This is a genomic window from Palleronia sp. LCG004 (assembly GCF_032931615.1).
Taxonomy (GTDB): Bacteria; Pseudomonadota; Alphaproteobacteria; order Rhodobacterales; family Rhodobacteraceae; genus Palleronia.
Map to the genome: position 1 here is coordinate 2,494,993 of NZ_CP136759.1, position 16,488 is coordinate 2,511,480.

General features: G+C 67.8%; 15 protein-coding genes. 7 read left to right on the top strand and 8 right to left on the bottom strand.

Annotated elements, in window-relative coordinates; genetic code table 11:
* Nucleotides 1–87 precede the first annotated feature (87 nt).
* The 3 genes from mgtE to RVY76_RS12250 all read left to right on the top strand — a co-directional run bounded on the left by mgtE (nt 88) and on the right by RVY76_RS12250 (nt 2,922).
* A complete protein-coding gene (gene mgtE, locus RVY76_RS12240; protein ID WP_317374350.1) occupies nt 88–1,482 on the top strand; it encodes a magnesium transporter in 1,395 nt (464 codons plus the stop codon).
* Nucleotides 1,479–2,024: a 5-formyltetrahydrofolate cyclo-ligase gene (locus RVY76_RS12245; protein ID WP_317374351.1), complete on the top strand. Its 546-nt coding sequence runs from the start codon at nt 1,479–1,481 to the stop codon at nt 2,022–2,024. The genes mgtE and RVY76_RS12245 overlap by 4 nt, the downstream gene beginning before the upstream one ends.
* Nucleotides 2,025–2,109: 85 nt before the next feature.
* Nucleotides 2,110–2,922: a TIGR00282 family metallophosphoesterase gene (locus RVY76_RS12250; RefSeq protein WP_317374352.1), complete on the top strand. Its 813-nt coding sequence runs from the start codon at nt 2,110–2,112 to the stop codon at nt 2,920–2,922.
* A gap of 40 nt (nt 2,923–2,962) precedes the next feature.
* Here the strand turns inward: RVY76_RS12250 and RVY76_RS12255 are convergent, their stop codons facing one another.
* Nucleotides 2,963–4,921 carry a bifunctional 2',3'-cyclic-nucleotide 2'-phosphodiesterase/3'-nucleotidase gene (locus RVY76_RS12255; RefSeq protein WP_317374354.1) on the bottom strand — a complete coding sequence of 653 codons (1,959 nt, stop codon included), beginning with the start codon at nt 4,919–4,921 and terminating at the stop codon, nt 2,963–2,965.
* A 320-nt stretch (nt 4,922–5,241) separates the two neighbouring features.
* Between RVY76_RS12255 and RVY76_RS12260 the strand changes: the two genes are divergently transcribed.
* The gene (locus RVY76_RS12260; RefSeq protein WP_317374355.1) at nt 5,242–5,526 is read left to right on the top strand and encodes an SH3 domain-containing protein; all 285 of its coding nucleotides are present in this window, start codon (nt 5,242–5,244) and stop codon (nt 5,524–5,526) included.
* A gap of 10 nt (nt 5,527–5,536) precedes the next feature.
* Here the strand turns inward: RVY76_RS12260 and RVY76_RS12265 are convergent, their stop codons facing one another.
* From RVY76_RS12265 to RVY76_RS12290, 6 genes are all read right to left on the bottom strand, one after another.
* The gene (locus RVY76_RS12265; protein WP_317374357.1) at nt 5,537–6,031 is read right to left on the bottom strand and encodes a nucleoside deaminase; all 495 of its coding nucleotides are present in this window, start codon (nt 6,029–6,031) and stop codon (nt 5,537–5,539) included.
* A 55-nt stretch (nt 6,032–6,086) separates the two neighbouring features.
* On the bottom strand, nt 6,087–7,082 hold the full coding sequence (locus RVY76_RS12270) for an isopenicillin N synthase family dioxygenase (protein WP_317374358.1): 996 nt from the start codon (nt 7,080–7,082) through the stop codon (nt 6,087–6,089).
* A gap of 110 nt (nt 7,083–7,192) precedes the next feature.
* Nucleotides 7,193–8,578: an amidohydrolase family protein gene (locus RVY76_RS12275; protein ID WP_317374359.1), complete on the bottom strand. Its 1,386-nt coding sequence runs from the start codon at nt 8,576–8,578 to the stop codon at nt 7,193–7,195.
* The gene (locus RVY76_RS12280; RefSeq protein ID WP_317374361.1) at nt 8,575–9,405 is read right to left on the bottom strand and encodes an ABC transporter permease; all 831 of its coding nucleotides are present in this window, start codon (nt 9,403–9,405) and stop codon (nt 8,575–8,577) included. Before RVY76_RS12280 ends, RVY76_RS12275 begins: the two co-directional genes overlap by 4 nt.
* The gene (locus RVY76_RS12285) at nt 9,402–10,178 is read right to left on the bottom strand and encodes an ABC transporter ATP-binding protein (protein WP_317374362.1); all 777 of its coding nucleotides are present in this window, start codon (nt 10,176–10,178) and stop codon (nt 9,402–9,404) included. The genes RVY76_RS12280 and RVY76_RS12285 overlap by 4 nt, the downstream gene beginning before the upstream one ends.
* Entirely contained in the window at nt 10,175–11,158 is a 984-nt protein-coding gene (locus RVY76_RS12290; RefSeq protein WP_317374363.1) for an ABC transporter substrate-binding protein, read from the bottom strand. Before RVY76_RS12290 ends, RVY76_RS12285 begins: the two co-directional genes overlap by 4 nt.
* Nucleotides 11,159–11,642: 484 nt before the next feature.
* Between RVY76_RS12290 and RVY76_RS12295 the strand changes: the two genes are divergently transcribed.
* On the top strand, nt 11,643–12,551 hold the full coding sequence (locus RVY76_RS12295) for an alpha/beta hydrolase (protein ID WP_317374364.1): 909 nt from the start codon (nt 11,643–11,645) through the stop codon (nt 12,549–12,551).
* A 14-nt stretch (nt 12,552–12,565) separates the two neighbouring features.
* On the opposite strand, the gene RVY76_RS12300 is transcribed toward RVY76_RS12295, so the two are convergent.
* On the bottom strand, nt 12,566–13,354 hold the full coding sequence (locus RVY76_RS12300) for a helix-turn-helix domain-containing protein (protein ID WP_317374365.1): 789 nt from the start codon (nt 13,352–13,354) through the stop codon (nt 12,566–12,568).
* Nucleotides 13,355–13,484: 130 nt separating this feature from the next.
* Between RVY76_RS12300 and RVY76_RS12305 the strand changes: the two genes are divergently transcribed.
* Together RVY76_RS12305 and RVY76_RS12310 are read left to right on the top strand one after the other, a co-directional pair.
* Nucleotides 13,485–15,416, top strand: coding sequence for a TRAP transporter fused permease subunit (locus RVY76_RS12305; RefSeq protein WP_317374366.1), 1,932 nt, complete (start codon nt 13,485–13,487; stop codon nt 15,414–15,416).
* A gap of 41 nt (nt 15,417–15,457) precedes the next feature.
* On the top strand, nt 15,458–16,471 hold the full coding sequence (locus RVY76_RS12310) for a TAXI family TRAP transporter solute-binding subunit (RefSeq protein ID WP_317374368.1): 1,014 nt from the start codon (nt 15,458–15,460) through the stop codon (nt 16,469–16,471).
* The last annotated feature ends 17 nt before the right edge of the window (nt 16,472–16,488 follow it).

Below are 16,488 nucleotides of genomic sequence, written 5' to 3' on the forward strand. Positions count from 1 at the left end.
TCTTCCTGCCACAGATCGAGACGGACTGGCAGGCCCCGGCGAAACAACCTAGGTTCCCGGCGACTGCGCACAGGAAAGGACGATGCAATGGCTGATCCGGCCCCGGACGAGATCCTTCCCGAGCGCGCGATCGAGGACGATGTCTATGCCCTGCGCGACGACACGATCCGCATGATCCGCGACGCGGTCGAGACGGACGATCGCGACGCGCTCGTCGCCGCGCTCGACCCGCTCCACCCCGCCGACATCGCCGACCTTCTCGAACAGATGGATCCCGAGCCGCGGCACAGGCTCATCGCGCTCTACGGTACCGAGTTCGACGGAGAGATCCTCTCCGAGCTCGACGAATCGATCCGGAGCGACGTCGTGTCGTCCCTCTCGCCGGAAATCCTGACCGAAGCGGTTCGCAGCCTCGAATCGGATGACGTGGTCGACCTGCTCGAGGATCTCCAGGAGGACCAGCAGAGCGCCATCCTCAAGGTGCTCGAGCGGCGCGACCGGGTCGCCATCGAACGCGCGCTGAGCTTCCCCGAAGGCTCCGCCGGCCGGTTGATGCAGCGCGAGGTGGTGACCGCGCCCGAACACTGGACCGTGGGCGATGCCATAGACTTCATGCGCGAGCGGCTCGACCTGCCCGAGCAGTTCTACCACATCGTCCTCGTCGATCCGCGTCATCGCCCGACAGGCCACGTGACGCTCGGCAAGGTCATGTCGTCGGATCGCGTGACCCCGCTCATGGAACTGAGCGAGCCGAGCTTTCGCACCATCCCCGCCGATCAGGACGAGGAGGACGTGGCCTACGCTTTCAACCAGTATCACCTGATCTCGGCCCCGGTCGTCGACGATGACGGACGCCTCGTGGGTGTGATCACGATCGACGACGCCATGATCGTGCTCAGCCAGGAAAACGAGGAGGACCTCCTGCTCCTCGCGGGTGTCGGCGACGAATCGATCTCCGACCGCACGATGCAGATCGTGCGGCAGCGCTTCCCCTGGCTGCTCGTCAACCTCGGCACCGCGATCGTCGCGTCGCTCGTCATCGCGCAGTTCGAGGCCACCATCCAGGCGATCGTGGCGCTGGCCGTGCTGATGCCGATCGTCGCTTCGATGGGCGGCAATGCCGGCACGCAATCCATGACCGTCGCGGTGCGCGGCCTCGCGACGCGCGACCTGACCGGATCGAACGCGCTGCGCGTTGTCCGGCGCGAAGTTGTGGCCGCGCTCCTCAACGGCCTGCTCTTTGCGGTCATCATGGGGGTGATCGGCTATCTCTGGTTCGGCACGATGATGCTGGGCGTGGTCCTCGGTCTCGCCATGATCATCAATCTCGTGGTCGCGGGGCTTGCGGGCGTGCTCGTGCCGCTTCTTCTCGGCCGCGTCGGGATAGATCCCGCGCTGGCCTCCGGCACCTTCGTGACGACCGTGACGGATGTCGTGGGCTTCTTCGCGTTCCTCGGCCTCGCCGGTGTGATGCTCCTGTGACCGACAAGGCCGCGCTGCGCCAAGCTGCGCTCGCCGCCCGCGACCGCGCGCACGCTACCGTCCCTCCGGACCACGCCGCGCATCTCCTCGCGGCGCTCGCGCCGCATCTCGGACGCCCCCTCGCGGGCTACTCCCCCATCCGGACCGAGATCGATCCCTCCCCCGCCATGGCCCATGCCGCGGGTGCCGGCCCCGTCGCGCTCCCCGTTGTCACGGGGCGCGGCATGCCCCTTCGCTTCCGTCGGTGGCATCCCGATGCCGTCATGACCGACGGCCCCTTCGGCGCGCGCATTCCCGCGGAAGGCGACTGGATCGACCCCGAGATCCTGATCGTCCCGCTCGTGGCCTTCGACAGAAGGTTGAACCGCCTGGGCTACGGCGGCGGGTTCTACGACCGGACGCTTGAAGGACTACGCGCCGCACGCCCGACCATCGCCATCGGTTTCGCCCATTCCGCGCAGGAACTGCCCGAAATTCCCGTCGAGCCCACCGACCAGCCGCTCGACCTCGTCGTAACGGAACGAGAGATCATCGCGCGCTGATGCGCCCTCTTTGCTTTTCAAAATACGCATGTCGGTCCGTCCGCCGCACTTGCCACGCTCTGCCCCGACGCCTAAGGGCTGCCGCATGAGACTTCTCTTCCTCGGGGACGTGATGGGCCGATCCGGGCGGGCCGCCATCGCCGACCGCCTGCCCCGCCTGCGTTCGGAATGGCGACTCGATTTCGTCGTCGTCAACGGCGAGAACGCCACCCACGGCATGGGGCTTTCGCCCGATCATGCGCGCCTGTTCCTCGACGCAGGCGCGGATGTCGTGACGCTCGGGGATCACGCCTTCGACCAGCGCGACATGCTCCAGGGGGTCGAGCGCGAGGCGCGGATCCTGCGCCCGCTCAACTATTCCAAATCCGCGCCCGGCCGCGGCGCGCGCGTCTTCGAGGCTCCGGGCGGACGGCGCGTGCTGGTCGCGCAGGTGCTGGGCCAGGTCTTCATGAAAAGGCCTTTCGACGATCCCTTCTCGGCGATCGACGGGACGCTCAGGAATGCCCGCCTCGGCGCGGCGGTGCAGGCCGCGATCGTCGACATGCATTGCGAGGCCACGTCCGAAAAGATGGCGATGGGCCATTTCTGCGACGGCCGTGCCTCGCTCGTCGTGGGCACCCATACCCATGTTCCGACCGCCGATGCACAGATCCTGCCGGGCGGGACCGGATATCTTACCGATGCGGGGATGTGCGGCGATTACGACAGCGTCATCGGCATGGACAAGGCCGAGCCCATGACCCGTTTCGTGACCGGCATGCCGAAGGGCAGGTTCCAGCCTGCAAGCGCCGAGGCCACGCTGTCGGGCGTCTTCGTGGAAACCGACGACCGTACGGGCCTCGCCCTGCGGATCGCGATGGTGCGTCAGGGCGGACGGCTCCAGCAGGCCGCCCCCTGATCGACAGGGGTGGCCGCTGGGCCACCCCTCCCGTGCACCGTCAAAGACTGATGCGGTAGCGATAGAACCCGTCCTCGGCCTCGCCCATCGGCTCGATCTCGACGCCTTCGACCTGATCGGCGTAGCGCGTCCCGAGCGGTCCCGTCTCGAAAAGGACGGTCGTCCCTTCAAGCGGCACGAAGGTCCAGTTGGCATCCGCCTCGGGGTTCACGGTTCCCTGCTCGACGATGTAGCGCACGATCACGTCGCGGTTCGTGTCCGGCCCCTCGAAGACGATCTTGGAGGGCAGGTCGCCCGGGAACGACCCGCCGCCACCGGCGCGGTAATTGTTCGTGGCCACGATGAATTCCTGATCGGGGTCGATCGGCGCGCCTTCGTATTGCAGGTTCACCACGCGGTTCGCGTCGGGATTCGCGACCTCGCCCTCGGGGCCGTATTTCGACGGCTGCGACAGGTCGAACTGATAGGTCACGCCGTCGATCACGTCGAAATTGTAGCTCGGGAAGTCGGGGTTCAGAAGTTGCTGATCCGCCTCTCCGGGCGTGATCCGCTCGAACATGCCCGCGCTGCGCTCGAGCCATTCCTTCACCTCCGCGCCGGTGATCTTCACCGCCCGCACCGTGTTGGGATAGAGGTAGAGATCCGCCACGTTGCGAATCGCGATGTCGCCGGGCTCCACGTCGGTATAGTAATCCGCGCCGCCGCGACCGCCGGCCTTGAATGGCGCCGCGGCAGAAAGGATCGGAAGCCCCTCGTATTCCGTCCCTTCCATCATCTGCCCGATATACCAGATCTGCGCGTTCGACACGATCTGCACCGACGGATCGTCCGCCACGAGCGCGAAATAGGAATGGAGCGGCGCATCCGTGCGCCCGACTGCCCGCCGCACGTAGTCGAGCGTCGCCTCGTGCTCCTCCCGGATCGATTCGAGGACCGCCTCGTCGGATGAGACCGTCGGCTCGATCTCGCCCTCCTCGTCGCGCAGATAGATCGGCCGCGCCTCGGAGGTCGCCCGCGCGATGCGCCAGCCATCGCCCTCGCGCACCAGCATCAGATCGACGAGGCCCATATGGCTGCCCCAGAATCCCGCCATGACGGCGGGCTTGCCGCCGATCGTGCCCGCCTCGGCATCGACGCCGGGCGTGCCCTCGTAATCGGGCCCCGGAAAGACGCGGTGATGGTGCCCGGTCATCACGACGTCGATCCCCTCGACACCCGCGAGCGGGATCGCCGCGTTCTCCATTCCCTCGGTCCATTCCGCCGGCCCGATCCCGGAATGGGCGAGCGCGACCACGATGTCGGCTCCCTCGTCCTTCATCTGGGGGACATAGGCGCGGGCCGTCTCGACGATGTCGCGCGCCACGACCTCTCCCTCGAGATGCTGGCGGTCCCATGTCATGATCTGCGGCGGCACGAAGCCGATGATGCCCACCCGGATCGGATGCGTCTCGCCCGCGCCGTCGGTGATCTCGCGTTCGAGGATGACGTAGGGCTGGACGAGCGTCTCGTCCGCGGTCGGGCTGTCGCCCTCTTGCGTCGCGACATTGGCCGTGACGATCGGGAAATCCGCCCCCGAGACGGAGTTTCTCAGGAATTCCAATCCGTAGTTGAATTCGTGGTTGCCGAGCGTCGAGGCGTCGAAGCCGAGCGTGTTCATCGCCTCGATCACCGGATGCATCGCACCCTCGGGCATGCCGCGCTCGTAGGCGATGTAGTCGCCCAGCGGATTGCCCTGCAGGAAGTCGCCGTTGTCGAGCAGCATGGAATTGGTCGATTCGGACCGCACCCCGTCGATCAGCGACGCCGTCCGGGCGAGGCCCACCGTGTCGATCTCGCGATCCGCGTAATAATCGTAGGGATAGACGTGGACGTGAAGATCCGTCGTCTCCATCAGGCGCAGATGCGCCTCGCTCGCCTGCGCGCGGGCCGAGAATGGATGGAGCGCGATCGCGCCCGCGCTGCTGGCAAGGAATGTCCTGCGGTCGATCTTGAGGGGCATGGCGGGCTCCGGTTCGGGTGATGTGGCTGGAGCCGAGCCTAGCGATCCCGGCGCGCGCCTCAAGCCGTGTCGCGACGGCCCGACCGAGGGGATCGGCGATGATCCCCTCCGAGCCTCGCGTCACAAAGGCGAATCGTCCTCCGTCCGGCGGCGGCGGTCGACGGTTCGCGCATCGTACGGATGGGGGGAGGTTTCGCGGCGAAACCTCCCCCCGCGCGCCACGGGGCCGATCGCGGTGCGGCAGGTGGCGTCGTTTCGGACTTCACCCCGGGCGATCGGGCTGGCAGATGGGATCTGATCGAAACGTCGAGGGGGTTCCCATGAATGTTCCAGCCATCGCCGCGATGACGGCGCTTCTGATCGCCTCGGGATGCGCCGGGTCCTCGGGGCGGACCGTCGTTCAGGGAACCGGGCCGGACGATCTGCTCAAGCTGCGCGCGGGGCCCGGGCTCGGGTATCGAGTGATCCTGGGTCTGCCCGACGACACGCGGCTCGTCCGGCGCGACTGCGTGACCGAGGTGGGCCAGCTCTGGTGCCGGGTCTCGCTTGCCGAGGCGCGCGGCGTCACCGGGTATGTCGCGGCGGATTACCTGGCCGACAGGTAGACCCGGCGCATCACGCCTCGCGCGACCAGAATGCCCGATGCAGTTCGGCCCCTTCCTCCTCGAGGAGCGGGCCCACGACGTCGATCTCGCGCTGACCGGCGGCTATGACCGTCCGGCAGGGCAGGTCGAGGGTCGGATTCTCGGGGTGGTTGCCGGTCATCGCCTTGAGACGCGTCTCGCCCAATCCGTAGACGATGCGCCCGATGCCCGCCCAGTAGGCCGCGCCCGTGCACATCGCGCAGGGCTCGGCCGAGGTGAACATCGTGCAACCCGCCAGGACCTCCGCCCCGTAGGTCGTCGAGGCACGCGTCATCAGAACCCGCTCGGCGTGGCCGGTCATGTCGTGGTCGGGCATGAAGGCATTGCCCTGTTCCATCATCACCTCGCCGTCGGGACCCGCGAGGATCGCGGCGAAAGGATGGTTGCCCGAGGCCGCGACCTCGGAGGCCAGCGCATAGGTGCGCCGCAGGAGGGCGAGATCGCGATCGGATGCGGTGTCGTTCATGTTGAATTCCCTGTCCGGTGAACGGGACGCGACCGGCACGCCCCGTTCCCTGGCTTCACTTCTTGCCGAAATTCGCGCCGAGGCGCATCTGGATGTAGTCGTGGCCGGTCATGGCCTCGTACTTGCCCTCGGGTCCCTGAAGGACGGTCTCCATGTTGGCCTGTGCGAAATAGGCCATCGAATAGCGTGGCCCGAGGCTTTCGCCGGGCTTCGGCATCCGCACGCGATGGAGGTTCGACAGAAGCTTGTCGTCCGACCAGCGCATCAGCATGTCGCCGATATTGCAGGTGACGACCCCGCCCAGGGGCGGCACGTCGGTCCAGGCGACGGCGCGGCCCTGCGCATCCTTGCCGGGACAGAGCTGGAGCCCGCCCTGCCCCTCCTTCTGGTGCAGCAGGGTGAGGCAGTCGAAATCGGTATGCGCGCCCGCACGCCAGAACTTGAAATCCTCGGGCTTGGCATCCTCCATCCCGAGATAGTGGATAAGTCGCAGCGTCGATTGATAGCCGGGATCCTCGGGGTCGTGGCCCTCGGTGAAGGTGTCGGTCTCGAAGCCGAGCCTGTCGGCAAAGCACGACAGCACCCGCATGGCGAGCGCCCAGTTGTGCCGCTCGAAGGCGAGCATGGTGGACTTGAACTGCGCCACCTCGGCCCCGGTGGGCCAGAGGCCCTTCATCCGCGGCAGCGTGATCTGGTAGCTTTCCTTCTGGTCGGCGGTGCCGGTAGAGGGGCGGACCTGCGCCTTGTATTCCCAGCCCGCATTCGTACCAGGCTTGAGGGGATAGTGCGCCTTCGCCTCTTGCGGCAGGTCGAAGAAGCGGGCCGACAGAGCGAATGCCTCGTCGATCAGCGTTTCGGGGATGCCGTGGTTGAAGAGCTGGAAGAAGCCGATGCCGGTCGCCGCCTGCCAGAGATCCTCGGTGATCTCGGCCTTGCGGGCGAAGAAGTTGGACATGTCGATCTTCGGGATGTCGCGCTCGACCTCCTCGCCGTAGCTGCCGTATGTCGCCTCGCGCCTGAGCTCCTCGAGGCCGTGTTCCGTGGTGGTCATGGGTCTTCTCCTTCTGGGTGCGCGGGCGGTCCCGCGCGGGTTGGGGAGCAATGACCGGCGCGGGGCGGATCGCCCGCGCTGACTGCTTCTACTCCGGATGCGCCACGGCCTCAGGCGGCCGCGGCGTGTCGGTGACGGCGGATCATCCGCTCGGTGACGCGCCGCGCATCGTCGCCGAGAGCCCCGAGATCGAGGCCGGCGGGCACGCCGTCCGTGACGATCTCGCGCCCCGCGACGAAGGCATGGCGCAGGGTCAGCCCGCCGCCCGAGACGACGGGACCGACGGCCGCATCGTGCTGTCCGAGATAGCGGGGATGCGACAGATCGACGATCGCGATGTCGGCGGCCTTGCCGATCTCGAGCGTGCCGACAGCATCGAGGCCCAGCACCCGCGCGCCCCCGGCGCTCGCCCAGTGAAGGATCGTCTCGGCACGCACGGCCCCCGCCCCGCCCGTCGCGCGGTGGAGGCAGAACGCGGCATAGAGGGCCGACCCCATATCTGCCGCCTCGTTCGCACCGGCCCCGTCGACGGCGAGCGACACGGTGCCCCCTGCCGCATGGAGCGCGGCGGCAGGCGCGATCCCCGATCCGAGCCGGGCATTGGCCTGCGGGCAATGGGCCATGGCCGAACCGCTCTCGGCCAGGATCGCGACCTCGTCGGCATCGGCCTCGACCAGATGGGCGAACCAGACGTCGGGTCCGAGCCAGTCGTGCTGTGCCAGCCAGGGGACGGGACGCATTCCGAACCGGCTTTCGGTGAAATCGACATAGGCGCGGTTCTCGCTCAGATGCGTGTGGAGGCGCAGACCGCGCCCCCGCGCCGTGGCGGCGATCTCGCCCAGCGCGCCGGGATCGACGTTGAAGGTGGGGGTCGTGGGGGCCACAGCCACCCGCGTCATGGCGTCGGGGGCGGGGTCGTGCCAGCGATCCGCGATCCGCTGAACCCGGGAGAGCCACCCGTCGAGCGGATCGCAGGGGATCGGCGGGACGGAGGGATCGCTGGTGGCCCGTCCCTTGGTGCCGCCGCCATGGGCCAGCACGAAGCGGATGCCGAACCGGGCGGCGGTCTCGAACAGGATTTCGGCCGGATCGTAGTCGAACCGGTCCGACCAGATGTAATGGTGATCGCAGATCGTCGTGCAGCCCGACATCGCCAGTTCGGCCATGCCGATGGTGACTGAAATGCGGAATGTCTCCTCGTCGAGGAAGGGCCAGAGACCGTAGGGCACGGCCATGAGCCATGGATCGAGCGGCAGGTCGAGCGCCGCGGGCACCGCCTTCATCACCGACTGGAAAAGGTGATGATGCGTGTTGACGAGGCCCGGCATCACCACCGCGCCGCGCGCGTCCATCACGCGCTCTCCGGGTTCGGGGGAAAGCGCGCCCATCGCCGCGATGCGTCCGTCGCGCACGCGCAGCGCGCCCTCGAAGCGCTCGCCCTCGCCCAGGCGGCCGGTGAGCCCGTGGGCGATGTCGGTGAGAAGGAACGACGTCATTTGCGATTTCCCGAAAGCGACCAGGGGAAGAAGACGCGCTGCGCGAGGTTCACGGCCTGGAAGAGCGCGAGCGACAGCGCCACGAGCACGGCGAGCCCCGCCCAGGCCTGCGGCAGGCGGAACATCGAGGTCGAGAACTGGATGAAATACCCAAGCCCCGCCTCGGCCGCGACGAACTCGGCCACGACCGCCCCGATGACCGACAGCGTGATCGAGATCTTCAGCCCCGCGAAGATATGCGGCATCGCGTAGGGAATGCGGATCTGCGAAAGCTCGCGGCGCAGCGGTGCATCGAGCGAGCGCGAAAGCTCGATCAATTCGGGCGGGGTGGAGGTGAGGCCCGTCGTCATCGACACGACCAGCGGGAAGAAGGCGATGAGGAAGGTGATCGTGATGCGTGGCGCATCCCCCGTACCGAGCACGACGATGATGATCGGCGCGACCGCCACGACCGGAACCGACTGGATCACGACGAGCAGCGGATAGAGGCAGCGCGACAGCAATGCCGATCGCGCGAGCCCGATCGCCACGGGGAGCGAGATCGCGATGGCAACGGCGAAGCCCATGAGCGCCACGCGCAGCGTCGCCCAGACATGCTGGAACCAGCGCGCGGCGTCGATGCTGCCGAAGCCCTCGACGATGCGGCTGGGCGGAGGAAGGACGTAGGTCGGCACCGAGAGGAGCCGCGTACCGACCTCCCAGAGGATCAGGATGGCCGCGAATGTCGCGAGCGGCAGGAGCGCCGGCACGTCCATCAGCCGCCGCGCCATCGGCGCGCGGCGCGGCACGATGTCGGAGTGGTCGGGGAAATCGGCCTCGGTCGTCATGCGGGCTCCTTGATGAGGAGGGACCTGAGATCCGCCATGAAATCCTGGATCTCGGACGCGCGCAGGCTGCGCTCGCTTCGGGGACGGGGGAGCGGCACGGGGCGGTCGGCGATGACGCGGCCGGGCCGTTCGCTCATCACCACGACGCGGTCGGCCAGCAGAACCGCCTCGGGGATGGAATGGGTGATGAAGAGCACCGTCTTCGGGCGCGCCTGCCACAGGCGCAGGAGTTCGAACCCCATCGCGTCGCGGGTGAGCGCGTCGAGCGCCGAGAAGGGCTCGTCCATCAGCAGAATGTCGGGATCGAGAAAGAGCGCGCGCGCGATGCCCACGCGCTGCTGCATGCCGCCCGACAGCTCGTCCGGGCGGCGCGCCTCGAACCCCTCGAGGCCCACGGCCGCGATGATCTCGCGTGCCCGCGCACGATGGTCGGGGCGGACGCGGCCCTGCATGTGGCGGACGGGAAAGACGACATTGTCCTCGACACTGGCCCAGGGCAGGAGCGTGGGCTGCTGGAAGACGATGCCGATATCCTGCCGGGGGCGGGTGACGGGCACGCCCAGGACCTCGACCGCGCCTTCGCTGGGGCGCATCAGGCCCGCCGTCAGCCGCAGGAGCGTGGATTTCCCGCAGCCCGACGGGCCGAGGACGGCCACGAATTCATGCTGCGCGATCGCCAGCGTCACGCCTCCGAGCGCCCGGAGGGGGCCGGAGCTCGTCGCGAAGCTCTGGCCCACGCGGTCGAAGCGGATCGCCGGCGGCTTGAGGCTCATCCATCCGCCCCGGGCAGGAAGGACCGGTCGACGACGGTTTCGGGGTCGAGCGAGGCGGGGTCGAGCCCTTGCGCCTGCGAGACCCTTTCCCACGTCGCCTGGAGCCTGCCATCCTCGATCGTGCCGAGCCCGTCGGCCTCGGTCACGTCGTTCATGATCAGCGCGCTCGCGTCGGTCCACGAACCGATCACGTCCTCGGCACCCAGTTCGGGCACCATCGCGGCGACGGCATCGGCGGCGGCTTCGGGGTTCTCGAGCGCGAATTCGATGGACTTCTGGAACGCATCGACGAAGCGGCGGGCGACCTCGGGCCGGTCCTCGAGGAAGCGGTCGGAGGCGACGAGCGCCGCGGAATAGAGCTCGAGCCCCGCCTCGGACCAGGGCAGCACGACGATCTCGCGTCCCGCTTCCTCGGCCTGGTCGGTATAGCGCGTCACATCGGTGAGCCAGGCGATGATCGCGTCGGTCTGTCCCGTCATCAGGAGCGGCCCGAGCGCGCCGGGATCGGCATTGGTGAGCGTGATGTCGGAGGCGTCGACGCCGTTATCGGCAAGGACCAGCGGCAGGAACAGGTTCGATTCGGTGAAGGGCGAGGTCGCGATGCTCTTGCCGGCGACATCCTCGATGCTTTCGATCCCGTTGCCCTCGAGCGTGTAGAAGGCGTGCGGGCCCTCGGTGAAGATCGACATGACGACGGTGACGGGCACGTCCTCGGTCGCGGCGGCCGACATGACGGCCCCGATCCCCGCCGATCCGATGTCGGAGGTCCCGGTCGCGAGCTTCGTCACGGCCTCGGACGACCCGCGCCCCGATTCGATGCTGACCTCGAGGCCCGCATCCTCGCAGAAGCCTTCGTGGATGCAGACATAGATCGGGGCCTTGTCGCCGCCTGGCAGCCAATCGAGCTGATAGGTCACCTGATCCTGGGCGAAGGCCGGTGTCGCGAGGAGCGCCGCGGCGGCACAGATGTTGAAACGCATTGGAAGAAAGACCTTTCCTGTCGCCAAAGCACGGTGGATCCGTGAGCGTGATGTATGAAATTCCGAGGTCGAAGCCGTCACCTGCGTCATTGCGCACCCTCTCTCGTCGGGTCTGGTGAGCAATGTCGGAGCCTTCGGCCCCACCGCTTCTACTCTGCCCCCGAACGTAGGATGACGGCGGCGCGCGATGCGACGGCCATGCATGCGCCGCGACCGCGGGATTGGGCGATCTGCCGAAAGTTCGGGCAGAGAGGGCGCGCAGGTCCCGCCGATTGGGCAGGCACGACATGAAACCGCGTCGTGCGATGGACCTTCCCGGCCCTCGTCACGGTGGCCGCGTTCGGGATAGGATGGCTAGACGGACCTTGCATGGTCGCGATGTCGGGGCGCAGTTTTCCGCAGGAGGGCACCATTCCATGATCGTCGAAGGCTTCCCCGCTGGGGCTGAACCCGGAACCTGACTACTCGGGACGGAGGCGGGACGATGAGTACGCCGTCCCCCTCCATGCAGGCAATGATCGACCGGCTCGCACGCGAGGATGCGGGGCTCGGCGATCTGACGACGATGCTGCCGCAGCACGGGCGCGCGATGGCGGACCTGACCAATGCCCGGTGGAACCGCGATCTGCCGGAAATGGCCGAGGCCCGCACGGTCCTCCATGCCGGGCTGCCTGCGCGCTGGGTCGTGCCCGAGGAGGACGAGGGCCGCGAGGCGATCCTGCACGTCCATGGCGGCGGCTGGGCGTTCTGCTCGCCCGCCACGCATGAGGGGGCCGCGCGCCGCCTCGCGCGCGCCTGCCGATGCGCGGTTCTGACGATCGACTACCGCCTCGCACCCGAGCATCCCTTTCCCGGAGGGCTCGACGATGTGCTCGCCGCGTGGAAGGCGCGCGATCCGTCCCGCCGCTGGAGCCTCGCGGGCGACAGCGCGGGGGCGAACCTCGCGCTCGCCGCGATGCTGCGGCTGATCGACGAGGGGGACGAACTGCCCCGGACGGCTTTGCTGTTCTACGGGTCCTACGATACCGATTTCGACACCGACAGCTACCGCGCCCATGGCGAGGGTCCGGGCCTCACCCGCGACAGGATCATGCGGTACTGGGACTGGTACGCGGCCGAGGCATTGCGCGGCGACCCGTGCGTCACGCCCCTTTCGGCCGGTGACGAGGCGCTTGCGGCGCTGCCGCCGCTATACCTCAACGCGGCGGCGCTCGACCCGCTGCTGTCCGATACCGAAAGATTGTCCGAAAGGCTGCGCGGGCTCGGTCGGCAGGATCGCTACGACCTGATTCCCGGGGTGATCCACGGTTTCATGCAGATGGGGTCCTTCCTGCCCGAGGCGGAGGAGGCTTTCGAGCGGGCCGGCGCGGCGTTCCGCGGGATGACGGCCTGAGCGCACGACAGGGTTCAGCGAAGATCCGGCATACCGCCCCGCGCAGCATATTCGCTCGCGATCGTCCCGGCGGCGGATCGAAGATCGTCGAGATGGGCCGCGACGATCTCGGCTTCGGTCATGGCGCGCGCGACCCAGCTGAGGTTGATCGCGGCGATCGCGATGTCGCCCATCATCACGGGCACGGCGATCGCCGAGACCTGCGCCTCGCGCGGGGCCGAGACGTAATAGCCAATATTGCGCGCGCCGTAGCCTTTCGCCCGCACCTCCGCGACGAGGCGCGCCATGGCCGCCGCGTCGCGTGCCGGCCGATCATGAGGCGTGTCGCGCATGGCGACCTCGGCGAGGATCCGGTCGCGGTCGGCCTCGGATGTGAAGGCGAGGATCGCGCGGCCCATGGCGGAAGGAAACACGTGGATGCTGTCGGCGACGGTGCGGTTGCCGAGGAATGGCGAAAGCCGGCGGGACGTCTCGAGAATGCGGATGGTGCCCTCGCGATGGATGCCGATATCGGAGGGCCAGAGGATCCTCTGGCACAGCCGGTCGAGCAGCGGCGCGCAGATCTCGGCCAACAGGGAGCCCGGCAGCGGCGCGTCGTGCCGCGCGACCGTCGCCCGCCAGAGCCCGTCGATGAGCCCACGCCTGACATGCCCCGTCGCCTCGAGCGTGTCGAGGATCCGCAGAAGGGTAGGCTTGGGAAGGCCCGTCGCCCGCGCGAGGGAGGCCAGCGATTGCGGACCGTCCCTCCCCAGGTGATCGAGCACCAGAAGGCCGCGCCTCAGCGCCTCGATCCGTTTGCCCATCGCCGCGCGCTCCACCATTCCACCAGGTGGAATATACGCGTTTTGAGCTTGGGAGGACACCGCATCCGTCCGAGACATGCATGAGGGCAATGCGGGAGGAGACCGCGCGGCCCTCGGGGAGGACGCTAAGATGACGGATGGTCCGAAGGCGAGGCTCGTCCACCGGGCGCTTGTCGCGCTGGCCGCGACCAGTGCGGTGGGCCTGTCGTTGATCGGGGTCTGGATCGCGGGATTCGGCAGCCTCGACGAGACGCTGCTGCGTGTGGGCACTTACGCGCTCGCCGCCGGGCTCGTCCTCGTCCTGTCGATCGCCACGCGGATCGGAGAGGGACGCATCTGGCTCGTTCCGGTCGACCTTGTGCTTCTGGCCGTGCTGGTCGTGACGATCGAGCGGTATTTCGCGATCGGCCGCGCGCTCGAGACCGGGCTCTATTTCTTCTCGGCCTCGGATGTCTGGATCGGGCTTGCCGCCGTGATCCTGCTTCTCGAACTCACGCGCCGGGTCTTCGGACTGCCGCTCGTCGTGGTCTGCGCGCTCGCGCTCGGCTACGCGCTTTTCGGCGACAGCCTGCCGTCGATCTTCCGGCATGGCGGGTTCAGCCTGCAGCAGGTGATGCAGGTCGTCTGGTATTCCTTCGACGGGGTGTTCGGAGGGCCGCTTTCGGTGGTGGTGACGTTGATCCTCGTCTTCATCGTCTTCGGATCGTTGCTCGAGGCGATCGGCGCGGGACCGGTCCTGCTGCGGCTCGCCTTCGCGGCGACGGGACGGATGCGGGGCGGACCCGCACATGCGGCGATCGCGGCTTCGGGGGTCTTCGGCACGATGTCGGGATCGGTCTCGGGCAACGTGGTCGGCACGGGCGTCATGACGATCCCGATGATCGTGAGCCGCGGATTCCCGGCCCGCTATGCCGGCGGAATCGAGGCCGCGGCGTCGTCGGGCGGGCAGTTCATGCCGCCGATCATGGGGGCGGTCGCGTTCATCATGTCGGACGTGACGGGCATCCCCTATCTCACGATCTGCCTCGCCGCGCTGCTGCCAGCGCTCTTCTACTATGCCTCGCTCTTCGTGGCGGTGCATGTTGAGGCCGTACGCCGCGATCTGCGCCCGATCCCGCGACGCGAGCTGCCGAAGATCGGCCGGCAGGACTGGCTCATGTCGCTCTGCTTCGTTGTGCCGCTGGCCGTGATGCTCGGCGTGATGATCTCTGGCCGGTCGCCCGCGCTTGCCGGGTTCACGGCCGTGATCACGGCCGTGGCGCTCGGGGTCGTCCTGAACCCTGTGGTGCGCCGGAAACCCGCCGTGATCCTCGAAGGGTTGCGGCAGGGCGGCGTCGCGGCGGCACAGATCGTCATCGCGGTCGCCGCGATCGGGATCGTGATCGGCGTGATGAACATGACGGGCCTCGGCCTGCGCTTTGCGGGGCTGATCCAGAACATCGCGGGCGAATCCCTGTTCCTGAGCCTCGTGATGATGATGCTGGGATCGCTCGTCCTCGGGATGGGGATGCCGACGGTGCCGGCCTATCTCATCATCGTGCTGGTGATGGGTCCGGCGATCGAGATCATGGGCGTGCCGACGATCATCGCGCATCTCTTCGTGGTCTATTTCGGCGTCCTGTCCTCGATCACGCCGCCCGTCGCCATCGCGGCCTTCGCCGCCGCACCGATCGCACGGGCGAACCCGGTCTCGATCGGCATAGATGCCTGCCGGATCGCGCTGGTGGGCTTCGTCATCCCCTTCGTGCTGGTCTACAACCCGTCGCTCTCGCTCGTCGTCGACGTCACGGCGACGGGGCTCGCCTGGGTCTGCCTGCGGCTCGCGCTTACCATCTGGCTCTTTTCCACGGGGTTTTCGGGCTATGCCTCCGCGGCCTTGTCGCCACCCATGCGGATCCTGCGGCTCGCGCTCGGCTTCGGGGTGCTGGTGCCCTGGATCTGGGTCGAGATCGCGGCGACGCTGATCGCGCTTTTCATCGTGTTCGGCGACTGGCGCGGACGTTATCGCGGAGAGGACGAACCCGAACCGGAGACGGATAACCCGCCAGCCACCCCGACCTGACCTGACCTGACCTTCTGCCACCCCAAAATCGAGGAAACGACATGTTGAAAAGATGGATCGCCGCCCTCGGCCTTTCGGTCGCGCTCACGGCACCTGCGGCGAAGGCGCAGGATTTCTACACGATGGCGACCCTCGGGCCGGGCTCCTCGCCCTATCTGGTGATGAGCACGATGGCCCAGATCGTGAGCGACAGGCTCGATGGCGTGCAGATTCAGGTCAACGCGACCGGCAGCGCCACGCAGCACGCGATCGAAGCCGCGATGGGGCAGCTCGACTTCTTCATGTGGTCGGCAAGCGTTCATCAGAACATGATGGACGGGACCGCGATGTATGCGCAGATCCCGCAGGCCCCGGATCTGAGCGCCAACCTGCGCGCGGTCTTCGCCTTTCCACTCGGCCTCTACCATGTCGTGACCTACGCCGATTCGGGGATCGAGAGCTTGGACGACCTTGCCGGAAAGACGGTCTTTCTCGGACCGCCGGGCGGCGGTGCCTCGGCCATCATGGCCAATGTCGTCGAAGGGGCGACGGGTCTGAAGGCGGGCACCGATTACGATCAGGTCCAGGTCGGATGGGATGCGGCGGCACAGGCGTTTCAGGACGGCCGCATCGACGTCTACGTCAACCCGACCAACGCCCCCTCGCCCGTCATCCAGCAGATGGCGCTGTCGCGCGACCTGCGCCTCATCGGCCTGACGCCGGAAGAGATGGAGCGCCCCGGCCTGCAGGCGATCCTGAACCGTCCGGGCGGCACGCTCGGCACGATCGAGGCCGGCACCTACGGCGAGAACCAGGTGAACGAGGAGGCGGTGCAGACGCTCGGATCGATCGTGGGCGTGGGCACGAATGCCGATGTCCCCGAAGAGGCCGTCTACGAGATCACGAAGGCGTTCTGGGAAGGCGTGGGCGAGATGGAGGGCTCCGCCCCATGGTTGCGCAACATCACGCTCGACACCGCGCTCGAGGATCTGAACCTGCCGCTGCATCCCGGCGCGTTGCGCTTCTACGAGGAGGCCGGGATCGAGATTCCCGACGATCTGCGCCCGGCCGAATGATCCTCTCCGGTCCCTTC

Bases quoted from the DNA above. Each gene is read 5' to 3' on its own strand.
- RVY76_RS12310 (WP_317374368.1), top strand. From the start codon at position 15,458: ATGTTGAAAAGATGGATCGCCGCCCTCGGCCTTTCGGTCGCGCTCACG.
- RVY76_RS12265 (WP_317374357.1), bottom strand. From the start codon at position 6,031: ATGAACGACACCGCATCCGATCGCGATCTCGCCCTCCTGCGGCGCACC.
- RVY76_RS12285 (WP_317374362.1), bottom strand. From the start codon at position 10,178: ATGAGCCTCAAGCCGCCGGCGATCCGCTTCGACCGCGTGGGCCAGAGC.
- RVY76_RS12290 (WP_317374363.1), bottom strand. From the start codon at position 11,158: ATGCGTTTCAACATCTGTGCCGCCGCGGCGCTCCTCGCGACACCGGCC.
- RVY76_RS12300 (WP_317374365.1), bottom strand. From the start codon at position 13,354: ATGGGCAAACGGATCGAGGCGCTGAGGCGCGGCCTTCTGGTGCTCGAT.
- RVY76_RS12295 (WP_317374364.1), top strand. From the start codon at position 11,643: ATGAGTACGCCGTCCCCCTCCATGCAGGCAATGATCGACCGGCTCGCA.
- RVY76_RS12270 (WP_317374358.1), bottom strand. From the start codon at position 7,082: ATGACCACCACGGAACACGGCCTCGAGGAGCTCAGGCGCGAGGCGACA.
- RVY76_RS12250 (WP_317374352.1), top strand. From the start codon at position 2,110: ATGAGACTTCTCTTCCTCGGGGACGTGATGGGCCGATCCGGGCGGGCC.
- mgtE (WP_317374350.1), top strand. From the start codon at position 88: ATGGCTGATCCGGCCCCGGACGAGATCCTTCCCGAGCGCGCGATCGAG.
- RVY76_RS12275 (WP_317374359.1), bottom strand. From the start codon at position 8,578: ATGACGTCGTTCCTTCTCACCGACATCGCCCACGGGCTCACCGGCCGC.
- RVY76_RS12280 (WP_317374361.1), bottom strand. From the start codon at position 9,405: ATGACGACCGAGGCCGATTTCCCCGACCACTCCGACATCGTGCCGCGC.
- RVY76_RS12255 (WP_317374354.1), bottom strand. From the start codon at position 4,921: ATGCCCCTCAAGATCGACCGCAGGACATTCCTTGCCAGCAGCGCGGGC.
- RVY76_RS12305 (WP_317374366.1), top strand. From the start codon at position 13,485: ATGACGGATGGTCCGAAGGCGAGGCTCGTCCACCGGGCGCTTGTCGCG.
- RVY76_RS12260 (WP_317374355.1), top strand. From the start codon at position 5,242: ATGAATGTTCCAGCCATCGCCGCGATGACGGCGCTTCTGATCGCCTCG.